Annotated in this window: 9 protein-coding genes; all 9 read right to left on the bottom strand. The window is 63.0% G+C overall.

Annotation, left to right across the window (positions count from 1 at the left end; genetic code table 11):
• Positions 1-135: 135 nt before the first annotated feature.
• The gene (gene dnaK, locus AAFF32_RS05020) at positions 136-2046 is read right to left on the bottom strand and encodes a molecular chaperone DnaK (RefSeq protein WP_342316676.1); all 1911 of its coding nucleotides are present in this window, start codon (positions 2044-2046) and stop codon (positions 136-138) included.
• A gap of 105 nt (positions 2047-2151) precedes the next feature.
• On the bottom strand, positions 2152-4737 hold the full coding sequence (gene clpB / locus AAFF32_RS05015; protein WP_342316675.1) for an ATP-dependent chaperone ClpB: 2586 nt from the start codon (positions 4735-4737) through the stop codon (positions 2152-2154).
• A 273-nt stretch (positions 4738-5010) separates the two neighbouring features.
• On the bottom strand, positions 5011-5322 hold the full coding sequence (locus AAFF32_RS05010; RefSeq protein ID WP_342316674.1) for a chaperone modulator CbpM: 312 nt from the start codon (positions 5320-5322) through the stop codon (positions 5011-5013).
• Positions 5319-6224: a DnaJ C-terminal domain-containing protein gene (locus AAFF32_RS05005; protein ID WP_342316673.1), complete on the bottom strand. Its 906-nt coding sequence runs from the start codon at positions 6222-6224 to the stop codon at positions 5319-5321. The genes AAFF32_RS05010 and AAFF32_RS05005 overlap by 4 nt, the downstream gene beginning before the upstream one ends.
• 223 nt (positions 6225-6447) lie before the next feature.
• Positions 6448-9078, bottom strand: a complete 2631-nt coding sequence (locus tag AAFF32_RS05000; RefSeq protein WP_342316672.1) for an excinuclease ABC subunit UvrA — start codon at positions 9076-9078, stop codon at positions 6448-6450.
• 231 nt (positions 9079-9309) lie between these two features.
• On the bottom strand, positions 9310-9837 hold the full coding sequence (locus AAFF32_RS04995; RefSeq protein WP_342316671.1) for a thioredoxin domain-containing protein: 528 nt from the start codon (positions 9835-9837) through the stop codon (positions 9310-9312).
• 2 nt (positions 9838-9839) lie between these two features.
• On the bottom strand, positions 9840-10316 hold the full coding sequence (locus AAFF32_RS04990) for a redoxin domain-containing protein (protein WP_342316670.1): 477 nt from the start codon (positions 10314-10316) through the stop codon (positions 9840-9842).
• 419 nt (positions 10317-10735) lie between these two features.
• Positions 10736-11242, bottom strand: coding sequence for a MarC family NAAT transporter (locus AAFF32_RS04985; RefSeq protein WP_342316669.1), 507 nt, complete (start codon positions 11240-11242; stop codon positions 10736-10738).
• Between the two features lie 1022 nt (positions 11243-12264).
• Positions 12265-13128 carry an SDR family NAD(P)-dependent oxidoreductase gene (locus tag AAFF32_RS04980; RefSeq protein WP_342316668.1) on the bottom strand — a complete coding sequence of 288 codons (864 nt, stop codon included), beginning with the start codon at positions 13126-13128 and terminating at the stop codon, positions 12265-12267.
• Positions 13129-13165 lie beyond the last annotated feature (37 nt).

Here is a 13165-nt window from a genome sequence, read left to right as displayed (position 1 = left end):
CGCACACGCATGGCGACGGAACCGCGTCTCGATCGACTGCCAGCTAGGTGGCGTGGTGGGCTCATACATCAATCCTTCTCGCATCTGCCAGCTCATTCCATGCGGAACACGTGCGGTGAGACCCGTACTGCCCAGCTACTTCTTGTCGTCTACCTCCGTGAATTCGGCATCGACGACATCCGGAGCTTCGTGTGGAGTTCTGGAATCGCCGGTGCCGGCCGTTTGTTCACTCGCGGTAGCCGCAGCGAGCAGGGACTGAGCGGCCCGTTCCAGGCCCTTGGACTTTGCCTCGATTTGTGCCTTGTCATCACCCTTCATCGCCGTCTCCGCTTCGGCTAGCGCAGCCTCAACCTCGCCAATTACGTTGCCGCCGACCTTGCTACCTTGTTCCTTGATGGCGTTGCGAACGGTATAGATCAGCGCATCTGCCTGATTCCTGGCAGTTACGAGCTCCTGGAACTTATGGTCTTCTTCGCGATGAATCTCGGCGTCGGCAACCATCTTGGCGATCTCGTCCTCGGACAGGCCCGAACCGGCCTTGATCTCGACCTTCTGCTCCTTGTTGGTCTTCTTGTCCTTGGCCGACACGTGCAGGATGCCGTTGGCGTCGATGTCGAAGGACACCTCGACCTGCGGCATTCCCCGCGGCGCCGGCTCGATGCCGGTCAGGTCGAAGCGGGCCAGCGACTTGTTGTAGCGGGCCTGCTCGCGCTCACCCTGCAGCACGTGCACGGTCACCGCGGACTGGTTGTCCTCGGCAGTGCTGAAGGTCTGCGAGGCTTTGGCCGGGATGGTCGTGTTTTTCTCGATGATCTTGGTCATCACCCCACCTTGAGTTTCAATGCCCAGCGACAGCGGGGTCACATCGAGCAGCAGCACGTCCTTGACGTCGCCGGCCAGCACGCCGCCCTGGATCGCGGCGCCCAGCGCCACGGCCTCGTCAGGATTGACGTCCTTGCGCGGCTCCTTGCCGAAGAACTCGGCCACCGCCTGCTGCACCTTCGGCATGCGGGTCTGGCCGCCGACCAGGATCACGTCACCGATCACGCTGGCCCGCAAGCCGGCGTCGTTCAGCGCGATGCGGCACGGTTCGATCGTGCGCTTGACCAGGTCGTCCACCAGCGCCTCGAGCTTGGCGCGGGTGAGCTTGATGTTCAGGTGCTTCGGGCCCGAGGCGTCGGCCGTCACGTACGGCAGGTTCACTTCGGTCTGCTGCGCGCTGGACAGTTCGATCTTGGCGCGCTCGGCGGCGTCCTTCAGGCGCTGCAGGGCCAGCGGATCCTTGCGCAGGTCGATGCCCTGGTCCTTCTGGAACTCCTCGACCAAATAGTCGATGACGCGCTTGTCGAAGTCTTCGCCGCCCAGGAACGTGTCGCCGTTGGTGGACAGCACTTCGACCTGCATTTCGCCGTCGACGGAGGCGATCTCGATGATCGACACGTCGAACGTGCCGCCGCCCAGGTCGTAGACCGCGATCTTGCGGTCGCCGCCCTTCTTGTCCATGCCGTAGGCCAGCGCGGCCGCGGTGGGCTCGTTGATGATGCGCTTGACGTCCAGGCCGGCGATCTTGCCGGCGTCCTTGGTCGCCTGGCGCTGGCTGTCGTTGAAGTACGCCGGCACGGTGATGACCGCCTCGGTGACGGTCTCGCCGAGATACGCTTCGGCGGTCTTCTTCATCTTGGCCAGCACTTCGGCCGAGATCTGCTGCGGGGCCATCTTCTTGCCTTCGGCCGTCTCGACCCACGCATCGCCGTTGTCGTGCGAGGTGATCTTGTACGGCACCAGGCCGATGTCCTTCTGCACTTCGGCGTCGGTGAACTTGCGGCCGATGAGGCGCTTGACGGCGAAGAAGGTGTTCTTCGGATTGGTGACGGCTTGGCGCTTGGCCGGGGCACCCACCAGCACCTCGCCGTCCCGGCTGTAGGCGACGATGGAAGGCGTAGTGCGATCGCCCTCGGCGTTCTCGATGACTTTCGCCTTGCCCCCCTCCATCAGCGCTACGCAGGAGTTCGTTGTACCTAGATCGATACCAATGATCTTGCTCATCTTGGTCACCTTTAGACGTCGAGCTGCTGCGAACGCTTAGTGTTCTCCCTCTTCCTGGCAGACCGTCATCTAAAGAATCTGATGTCTAAGGCCGTGTGGCTCGGTCTATTTCTTAGCGAAACTCAAATGCCCGTCGTCCGCGTGCACGCGCACCGTATCACCAGGATTGAACTCGCCTGACAGGATCTTCTGAGCTAGCGGGTTCTCCAGCTGCTGCTGGATCGCGCGCTTGAGTGGGCGCGCACCATATACCGGATCGAAACCAACATCGCTGAGCAGCGTCAATGCCGACTCGTCTAGGTCCAACGTGAGCTGACGATCAGCCAAGCGCTTCTCCAGCCCGCGGATCTGGAAGCGCGCGATCTGGCGGATCTGCTGCTTGTCTAGCGGATGGAAGACCACGATGTCGTCGAGCCGGTTGATGAACTCCGGACGGAAATGCGCCTGCACCACGCCCATCACCGCTGCCTTCATCTGCATGTACGCCTGCGGTGAATCGTCGCCGGCCAACTCCTGGATCTGATGCGAGCCCAGGTTGGAAGTCATCACGATCACCGTGTTGCGGAAGTCGACCGTGCGGCCTTGCCCGTCCGTCAGGCGACCGTCGTCGAGCACCTGCAACAGGATGTTGAACACGTCAGGATGCGCCTTCTCGACTTCGTCCAGCAGGATCACGCTGTACGGGCGACGACGCACCGCTTCGGTCAGGTAGCCGCCCTCTTCGTAGCCGACATAGCCCGGAGGCGCGCCGACCAGACGGCTCACGGAATGCTTCTCCATGAACTCGCTCATGTCGATGCGCACCATCGCATCGGACGAATCGAACAGGAATTCCGCCAGCGCCTTGCACAGTTCGGTCTTGCCCACGCCCGTGGGACCGAGGAACAGGAACGAGCCCGACGGCCGGTTCGGATCGGACAATCCCGCGCGCGAACGACGCACCGCATCGGACACGACCTTGATCGCCTCTTCCTGCCCGACCACGCGCGCGTGCAGCTGGTCTTCCATGCGCAGCAGTTTCTCGCGCTCGCCTTCGAGCATCTTGCTGACCGGAATGCCCGTCCAGCGCGCGACGACTTCGGCGATCTCCTCCGCCGTGACCTTGTCCTGCAACAGCGTGAAGCCCTTGGTTTCGGCTTCCTGCGCGGCCTTGAGCTGCTTGTCCAGTTCCGGCAGCGTGCCGTACTGGATCTCGCTCATCTTCGCGAAATCCTGGCGACGCTGCGCGCTTTCCAGATCTAGCTTGGCCTGTTCGATCTGCTCCTTGATCTTCGTGGCGCCCTGCAGCGTGGCCTTCTCGGCCTTCCACACTTCTTCCAGGTCGTTGAACTCGCGTTCCAGACGTGCGATCTCTTCCTCGAGATCGGCAAGACGCTGCTTCGATTCGGCGTCCTTCTCCTTCTTCAACGCCTCGCGCTGGATCTTGAGCTGGATCAGGCGGCGTTCCTTGCGATCGAGTTCCTCCGGCTTGGAGTCGATCTCCATGCGGATTCGCGAGGCCGCTTCGTCCATCAGGTCGATGGCCTTGTCGGGCAGCTGCCGGTCGCTGATGTAGCGGTTCGAAAGCGTCGCGGCGGCGACGATCGCCGGATCGGTGATCTCCACGCCATGGTGCACGGCGTACTTTTCCTTCAGACCGCGCAGGATGGCAATGGTGTCCTCCACGCTCGGCTCGCCGACGAACACCTTCTGGAAGCGGCGTTCCAGCGCGGCGTCCTTCTCGATGTACTGGCGGTACTCGTCCAGCGTCGTCGCGCCGATGCAGTGCAACTCGCCGCGAGCGAGCGCGGGCTTGAGCATGTTGCCCGCGTCCATCGCGCCTTCGGCCTTGCCGGCGCCGACCATCGTGTGCAGTTCGTCGATGAACAGGATGACCTGGCCTTCGCTCTTGGCCAGGTCGTTGAGCACGGCTTTCAGGCGCTCCTCGAACTCGCCGCGGAACTTCGCGCCGGCGATCAGCGCGCCCATGTCGAGCGAAAGCACGCGCTTGCCGCGCAGACCTTCGGGCACTTCGCCGTTGATGATGCGCTGCGCGAGACCTTCGACGATCGCGGTCTTGCCCACGCCGGGCTCGCCGATCAGCACCGGGTTGTTCTTGGTGCGTCGCTGCAGGACCTGGATGGTGCGGCGGATCTCCTCATCGCGACCGATGACCGGATCGAGCTTGCCGTTCTCCGCGCGCGCGGTGAGGTCGATGGTGTATTTCTCCAGCGCCTGGCGCTGGTCTTCGGCGTTTTCCGATTGCACGCTTTCGCCTCCGCGGACCTTGGCGATGGCCGCTTCGAGTTTGTCCTTGCTGGCGCCGGCCGCCTTCAACGCGCGGCCGACCTCGCCGCCGTCGTCCAGCGCGGCCAGCACGAACAGCTCGCTGGCGATGAAGGCATCGCCGCGCTGCTGGGCCAGCTTGTCGGTGACATTGAGCAGTCGCGCCAGGTCGTTGCCGACGCTGATCTGCCCGTCCTGCCCGGTGACTTTGGGCAGTTTCTCGAGCGCTTCGCCGAGGCGTTCGCGCAGCAGCGGCACGTTCACGCCGGCCTGCGCCAGCAACGGGCGCGTGCTGCCGCCGCTCTGATCGAGCAGCGCGGCCATCAGGTGCGAGGGTTCGATGACGCTGTTGTCGCGGCCGAGCGCCAGCGATTGCGCATCCTGCAGTGCCTGCTGGAAGCGTGATGTGAGCTTTTCCATTCGCATCGGCACACTCCACCTTACGAAGCGCGAGTTCACTACTCGTGCGCTCCGATCACCTTCCATACGAGCGCTTGGATAAGAGTCTTATCCAGCTACCGATCATGCGCTTTTCCGTATCCGGATGTAGAAACGGCCGCAGAATGCGCAAGGTCTTCTGGTCCGCGATAGTGAACAGGTGCTAGAAGGCATGGCGGACGACATTGGGCCGTTAAGCGAGCTGCTTTACAAAGGTAATTATCGATTGCCGCGGAATATTGTTTCGCCACCCCCGCGCGGTCAGGAGGTAGGGCCGGGTAGCTCCAAGCGAGATCGGTTCGTAAAGACGGCCTCGCGGCGGATCGAAAGCAGCACGGACCGAAGACCGTGGATCTGGTCAACCAGGTCCAGCACCAGATCGACCCCTTGCTCATTCACGCCGAGGTCCTGGATCAACTCGCGCACAAACGTGGCCCTGGCTAGGTCGACTGACTCGAACTGCATGCCACGCGGAGTGGTTACTGGGCTGATCCATTGATTGTCGATCCAGCGGTCCAACGTTGGCGCCGCGATACCCGTCGCAAACAGGAACTCTTCAAGGCTGATGGTCATGATCTGTTGCCCTCCCTGGGATCGAATGAGTCTGCATTTGCCCAGTTCGAGACGAAGTCCCTGAGCGCTGCGTCAGCGGGCTTCGAAAGTACGATCCGCAATTTCACGAGCTGATCGCCCCGCCCTCCACCGCGCCGAGGCGCGCCTTTCGCTTTTAGGCGCAGCGTCGTGTTGCTATCGGAGCCCGCAGGCACAGTAAGGCTCACGTCGCCTGTGGGCGTCGGCGCATTGACCTTGCCGCCCAACACGGCCTCCGCCAGCGAGATCGGGAGGTCCAACGTCAGGTCATCTCCTTCACGGGTGAATCGCGGATCAGGGCTGACCTCCAACTCGATCAGCGCGTCACCAGGTTTGCCATCGCCGGCACCTGGCGCGCCTTTTCCGCGCAACCGCAGAGTCTGTCCTTCCACGACTCCGGCGGGTATCGTGACATTGAGGGTGCCGCCAGTTGGCAGCGTTATTCGCTTCTCCGCTCCAGTGATGGATTCGTCGAAACGAATAGGCAATCGGTAGTGCAGATCCTGCCCCCGACGGTTCGCTCTCGCTCCAGAGCTACGACGCAACAGCTCAGCGAATGGATCGTCCGCATCGAAGAAGTCTGCATACCCGGCGCCACTGGCGTAGGAGTGCGCTTGTCCCGTTTCCGCAAAATCGCGGTAGTACTGGCGTTGCGGTCGCTCGGTGCCGGCTTCGTCGATCTCGCCAGCGTCGTAGCGCTTCCGTGTCTCAGGGTCGTTCAGTAACCGATAGGCACTGGCAACGTCCTTGAACCGTGCTTCTGCCGCCTTGTCTCCTGGATTGAGATCTGGATGTAGCTTCCGCGCCAACCTCCGGTAAGCCTTCTTGATCTCGTCAAGAGACGCAGTTGGGGCGACCCCAAGAGTCTCGTAGGGGGTGCTCACAAACAAGCCTCCAGGGGGGCAGATCAAGCTGAGCTTCAATCTGCGCAACGGTCAACAACTTGTAGCGCGACCAACGTGATGAACGCTTCTACATCGACGCAGGGCAAGAACCGTGCCTGCGCGGTTGTCGTCGGCCACTTGGCCGACCATCGTAGTGCCGGGCGGCGCCTGGTCCGGGTGCTCAGGTCGGCACGAAACGTTGAAATGGATCGCCAGGACGGGCTCACCGTAACCACAGAGCCAGATAGGGCGCCGTGCGGCTGTGCGTGGCACGGCCCACGTCGTCCGGCCTGCCGGCCACCACGATGCGCCCGCCCTCTTCGCCCGCGCCGGGCCCCACGTCCACCACCCAGTCGCTGTCGGCGACGACGCGCATCTCGTGTTCGATGACAATGACGGTGTTGCCGGCGTCGACCAGTCCGTGCAGTTGCGTCATCAGTTTGTCGACGTCCGCCGGATGCAGTCCGGTGGTCGGCTCGTCCAGCACGTACAGCGTGTCGCCGCGCTGGCTTCGCTGCAGTTCGGTCGCCAGCTTGATGCGCTGCGCTTCGCCGCCCGACAGTTCCGTCGCCGGTTGGCCCAGTCGCAGGTAGCCCAGGCCGATGTCGTGCAGCAGCTCCAGCGGTCGGGCAACGGCGGTCTCGTCGGCGAAGAACGCCCGCGCATCGTCGACCGTCATGCCGAGGACCTGCGCGATGTTCCGTCCGCGCCATGCGATCTCCAGCGTCTTGGCGTTGTAGCGCTGGCCATGACACGTCGGACACGGCGCGTACACGCTGGGCATGAACAACAGCTCGACGCTGACGAAGCCCTCGCCTTCGCAGGTCTCGCATCGTCCCTGCGGGACATTGAACGAGAAGCGGCCGGCGCCGTAACGGCGCGCCTTGGCGGTCTTCGTCGCCGCGAACAGCTTGCGGACGTGGTCGAACAGGCCCGTGTACGTGGCGAGATTGGAACGCGGCGTGCGCCCGATCGGCTTCTGGTCGACGTTGACCATGCGCCGGATCGCGTCCGCGCCTGCACCGATCCGCCCGGCGGTGCGTGCGATCGATCCCGGCCGGGGTGGGCCGTCGGCTTCGGCGTCTTCCGTCGACGGTTCGTGCCCCAGGTGTTCGCCGACGAGCTCCACCAGGGCCTGGCTCACCAGGCTCGACTTCCCGGAACCCGAGACGCCGGTGACGGTGGTGAAAGCGCGGAGCGGGAATCGCGCGTCCACGCCGTGCAGGTTGTTGCGGTGGATGCCGCGCAGCTCGAGCCACTGCGACACCGGGCGTGCCTCACGGCGACGGGTATCGCGCTTGCCGAACAGATAGCGGCGCGTGTGCGATGCCTCCACATCGCGCAAGCCTGATGGCACACCGCTGTAGAGCACGCGACCGCCGTTCTGGCCGGCGTCGGGGCCGACATCCACCAGCCAGTCGGCGCGGCGCATGAGGTCCAGGTCGTGTTCGACCACGAACAAGGTGTTGCCAGCCACCTTCAGCTGGTCCAGCGCGTCGTACAGCGCTTCGCTGTCGGCGGGATGCAGGCCGGCGGAAGGTTCATCGAGCACGTACACGACGCCGAACAGATTCGAGCGGATCTGCGTCGCCAGCCGCAGTCGCTGCAGTTCGCCCGGTGAGAGCGTGGGAGTTGGCCGATCCAGCGTGAGGTAGCCCAGCCCCAGTGCCTGCAACGTGCCGATGCGATCGAGCAGGTCGTGCGCGATGCGCTGGGCCGCGATGCGTTTTTCCTCGGAGAGATCCGGCGTGCGGCGAACGTCGGAGCCGCCGGCATGCGCGGAGCCGCCCGCCTCCACGCGCGCGGCCACGTCCTTGCGGTGGTCGGATCGGCCCCGTGTGCGTGTTTTCGCCGGCGTGTCGAAATGGCCATCGGCGGCGGGCTTGAGCACTTCCGCGGCACGGTTGATCGGCAGTTGCGACAGCGTTCCGATGTCGAGGCCCGCGAAGGTCACCGACAAGGCCTCGCGCTTGAGCCTGCGCCCCTTGCACACGGGACACGGCGCGCCGCTCATGAAGCGCGACACACGCTTCTTCATCAGCGCACTCTGCGTGGTGGCGAAGGTGTGCAGCACGTAACGCCGTGCACCGGTGTAGGTGCCCATGTACGCCGGTTCGGTCTTTCGGCGCAGCGCGGTACGCGTTTCGGCGGGGGTGAACCCGGGGTAGACCGGTACCGTGGGGGTTTCCTCGGTGAAGAGGATCCAGTCGCGGTCCTTCTTCGGCAGTCGCGACCACGGCGTGTCGACGTCGTAGCCCAGCGTGACGAGGATGTCCCGCAGGTTCTGCCCGTGCCACGCCGGCGGCCAGGACGCGATGGCGCGCTCGCGGATACTCAGCGACGGGTCGGGCACCATCGAGGCCTCTGTCACGTCGTAGATGTAGCCTAGGCCGTGGCAGTTCGGGCACGCGCCCTGCGGCGTGTTGGGCGAGAAGTCCTCCGCGTACAGCATGGGCTGCTTCGACGGATACGTGCCCGCGCGCGAGTACAGCATGCGCACCAGGCTCGACAGCGTCGTCACGCTGCCGACCGTCGACCTTACATTGGGCGTGCCGCGTTGCTGCTGCAGCGCCACCGCCGGCGGCAGGCCTTCGATCGAATCCACATCCGGCACACCGACCTGGTTGACCAGGCGTCGCGCGTAAGGCGACAGCGATTCAAGGTAGCGGCGCTGCGCTTCGGCGTAGAGCGTGCCGAATGCGAGTGAGGATTTCCCCGAGCCCGATATTCCCGAGAACACCACCAGCGCGTCGCGTGGAATATCGACGTCGATATCCTGCAGGTTGTGCTCGCGCGCCCCACGAACACGAACGAAGGCAGCGGCTGATGTGTTCTGGCGTTCGCGTCGAGGCATCAAGTCGAATCCAAGCTTCGTTCGCCGCGGAATGGTGTGACGACGTCGAACGTCGGATGGCTTGCGCTCGAGAGGTCGCCGGGCAGGAGGAGCGCCAAGGGGCCAACGTCCGCTATCGGCCCAAGGCAGCGCCGGCATATAGCACAAATGTGCGAGTTTGTTTTCCGTTGATGAAGTCGCTCTCCTACATGGAGAGGCCAGGTAACGGCTCACATCGCGCTTATCGCAACGTTAGCCTGCCATTGCGCTGTCGATGCTGGAGGCGAGTTCGGTGAATGTGTAACCGGCATCGTGGCGGATACCATTGACGAAGAATGTGGGCGTGCCGTTGACTCCGCTGCGCACACCACCCAGAAAATCGGCCTCAACCTTGCGTGCGTGCAACCCCGACGCCAGCGCTTCTTGAAATTCCTGGATGGGTAGTTCAAGTGCGCTGACCAGCGTCAACAACCAGTCGGGACTGAGACGCGGCTGGTTGGCGAACATGGCGTCGTGCACTTCCCAAAAGCGCCCGTAGCCTCCCGCGAATTCGGCTGTCTCCGCAGCAACGCCCGCCATAGGATGGACCTCCGTCAACGGGAAATGCCGGAAAACGAGACAAATCCTGCTGCCATAGCGCAACTCGATTTGCTTGACCGGCAACTGGGCGGCTGCGCAATGGGGACATTGATAGTCGCCATACTCGACCAACGTCACAGGAGCACCGTAAGTACCGAGGATGTGATCCGAAGTTGCCACGGGAACCTTGAGGCTGGCCATCGTCATTCTCCAGTCGTCGGCATCGCGTCGAGCGCATCAAGAATCCCATCGGCGCCCGGGTTCACTGCGATCGGCGAGCAGTAGCTCCAAACGATTGCCTGCTTCTCGTCGATTACGAACAGCGCACGTTCGCAAACGCCTTCCGACGCTCGGTATGCTCCGTAGGCACGCGCCACCTCGCCCTTCGGCTCGAAATCCGCGAGCAGCGGAAAGTGCAGGTTTCTGGCCTGCGCGAATGCCTGATGGCACCACGCACCATCCACCGAGATACCGAATATCTCGGCACGCCGGCTGCGGAACTCCGGAAGAACCTGGTTGTACAGCGCCATCTGGTCTCCACACACTGGACTCCAGTCCGCCGGGTAGAAGGCAAGCACGATGCGCTTGCACCGGATCTCATCCAGCGAGAGCAACTGGTCCGGAGTCACGTGGAGCTTGAAATTTGGCGCGCGGGCGCCGGCACCAAGAATCGTCGACATATCGTGTCCTCTAGAGGGTGCCGAAGCCACGGCGGCTAGCGGCCCTTCATCGCGTTTCCTCCGCCGAAGTGCCAATACCAGCATTGCGACACTGAACACCAACGCGTAGCGTCGAACCCAAGTCCGTTCGCGAGTTCGTCCGCCCCTAACTAGGGGCCTGCAAGTTCAACTTCGTGTCCAGGCCCGCTGAGCGCCCTACTCACGAGTTCGGCAGCGCTGGCGACGAATAGGATCTGCATAACACCTCCATCGGCAACCTCAAGCTGCACGGAGGCTATAGATGCGGACAGGGGACGCCTGTCTAATGCATTTTTAGGTTACGCCATTAGCTGTACAGAGCGGTGACGAGCCATTCACGAGACAAGGCCTGAGGGTTGGAAGTGTTCCCCCCGATCGGAGCGCGCGGCGGCGCTCGCCGCTCAGTTTACTAATGGGTAGTCCTGGATGATGTCCACCACGCCATTGATGACGAATTGAACGCCCATGCAGGCGAGCAGGAATCCCATCAGACGCGAGAGTGCCTCCACGCCGCTGTGCCCCAGCAGGCGGATGATCGCGCCAGCGCTGCGCAAGCACAGGAGGAGGATGAGGCTGACCAGGAGGAACACCAGCACCGGCGCGAGCTGCATCACCCATGGCGAGAACGGTCGCTCATCGTGCAAGGTCGCGGCGGTACCGATGAGTAGCGCGATGGTCCCCGGGCCGGCGGTAGTTGGCATGGCAAGCGGGATGAAGGCGATGTCGCGTTTGTGGTTGCGCAGCAGTTCTTCGCTGCGATGCTCCACTTCCGGCGCATCGTCGGCTCCGTCGGCTGGGAACAGCGTGCGGAAGCCGATAAAGCCCACGATCAGGCCGCCGGCGATGCGAAGTCCGGAAATGGTGATACCGAACACGCCCATCACGGCCTGCCCGGCGTAGAACGCCACGGCCGTAGAACCATGTGGACCGGCACATCTCGAAAGGCCCCTAGCATCTGGCGAGCGCGGGCTTTCACGCCCTTGTCTAGCGCGATGCGCAAATGCGACTTTAACGTGGGGAGATCAGGAAGCATGAGGTCGCAAGTAGGAGGCCACGATAGGGAGTGTACCCTCGGAGGTACTACCTTGTGCCGGGCCCCAAACCGGAGGAACGTCGCTGCACACTTTCAATCAAACGCATCGGGAGCGACCAGCAGCACGAGGAGCAAAAGGGATAGGCGCATCGAGCGGTCCCGGGCGAAATCTCCGCTCTGGGTTGAAAGCGGACGTTGGCATCCAAACCGGCCGCCGCCCCGCTCCAATGTCCGCTAACGGCCAGAAGCGGACGTTCCCGGGTTTACGTGATCCAGTCACGGTGATTGACACCCTCGCGCCCAGGCAACACCATCCGGACGCTTGCACATGGTGTGCCCATGACCCGGTTACGATTGCTCACGTGCGCTCTGTTTCACCTCATATCGCTGCCTTGCTTCGCGGCAGAAGTTAGTCTGCAGATAACTCGCGAGCCGCGGCCATGGTCCAAGCCCTTGGGAGTGCCAAGCACGCGATGGGTTGGCGACTCCCTGCATGTATCGGTCGTCGTGAACGAAACTGCGGGAAACATCGTTTCGAACGAAGCGCCTCGGGCGGTTCTGCTCGAGTCGAAGATCGTTCTCTGCTACCCGATGGAGCCCGTCAAGTATTCCGAGGGACAGCCTGTTCCGAGCTGGGCCGGCCCCGTTGGGCTGGAGTTCGTGATCACCGATCTTCCCAGAATCGATCATCCGGAGATCCAGATTCTCCGAGACTGCCCCAAGCAGCTCTGAATCCGGGCGCAACTGCAACTGCTGCACAGCCAACTGGCCAGGCCTGCATCCCGACCCCGGGTCAACGCCCGCTAACGGCCAGAAGCGGACATCGAAACCGTCAGCGTCTGGTTCCAGATGGGCTGTTCCGGGCCAACGACACGGGGTTCGCGGCCCAGGCGGTGTTTACTCAGAAGGGAGGACGGGGATCGGTCCCTCGGTAGCAATATCCGTCCACGCACTTACATTTCTCCACCGCTCAGCCGCAGCGTTCCTCGCGGCGTCAGCTCCAAGTGCTCCTTGGAATGCGTCTGAGCCAAGGAGGATGTGAGATGGCAAACGATCAGCCTCGGCGACACCGACAACGACTTGCGCGACCTTTCCTGGATCGCTCGGTTCATTTCCCCAGTACGCTTCCAGTTGCCGGACGGTTTCGCCAACCGAGGCTTCGTAATCCGGCAACATGGGAGGCACGCTACCGAACGCTCGCTTCCCCCAGTTGGTGCGCATGCCACCTGGTTCGAGAGCAGTCACTTTCACGCCGAATGGTGCCGCTTCGAGAGCGATAGTCTCGGAGAATCCACCCACGGCCCACTTGGATGCAATGTAGGCGGCATTTCCTGCTAAAGCCGAGCGCCCACCGACGGATGAAATCTGGATGATGTGCCCGCTCCTTCGTTGACGCATTCCAGGGAGGGCGGCTCGCGTGAGGTTCACGACGCCAAAGAAGTTGGTTTCCACAACACGGCGAAAATCTTCCGATGAAACCTCTTCGAATGGCCTCGTTTCACCGAACCCAGCATTGTTCACGAGAACATCGAGGCGCCCGAAAGCGGTAATCGCGGCGTCCACGGCGGCGACGCTCTCCCGCTCATCGGTAACGTCGAGGCGGACCGGCGCTACCCGATGACCAAAAGACGCAACCAGACCGTCCAGTTGCTCCACGTCGCGCGCAGTCGCGACGACACGATGGCCCGCGTCCAACGCCTTGATAGCGATTGCCCGTCCCAAGCCCGAGCCACTTCCTGTAACAAGCCATACCTTAGACATGCTCTATCTCCTTCGGATGTGAGTATCTGGAAAGACA

The sequence above is a fragment of the Lysobacter sp. FW306-1B-D06B genome (genome assembly GCF_038446665.1).
In the GTDB taxonomy this organism is placed as follows: domain Bacteria; phylum Pseudomonadota; class Gammaproteobacteria; order Xanthomonadales; family Xanthomonadaceae; genus Lysobacter_J.
The sequence above is the reverse complement of the archived record's forward strand: the minus strand, read 5'-3'. Positions and strand labels throughout refer to the sequence as shown.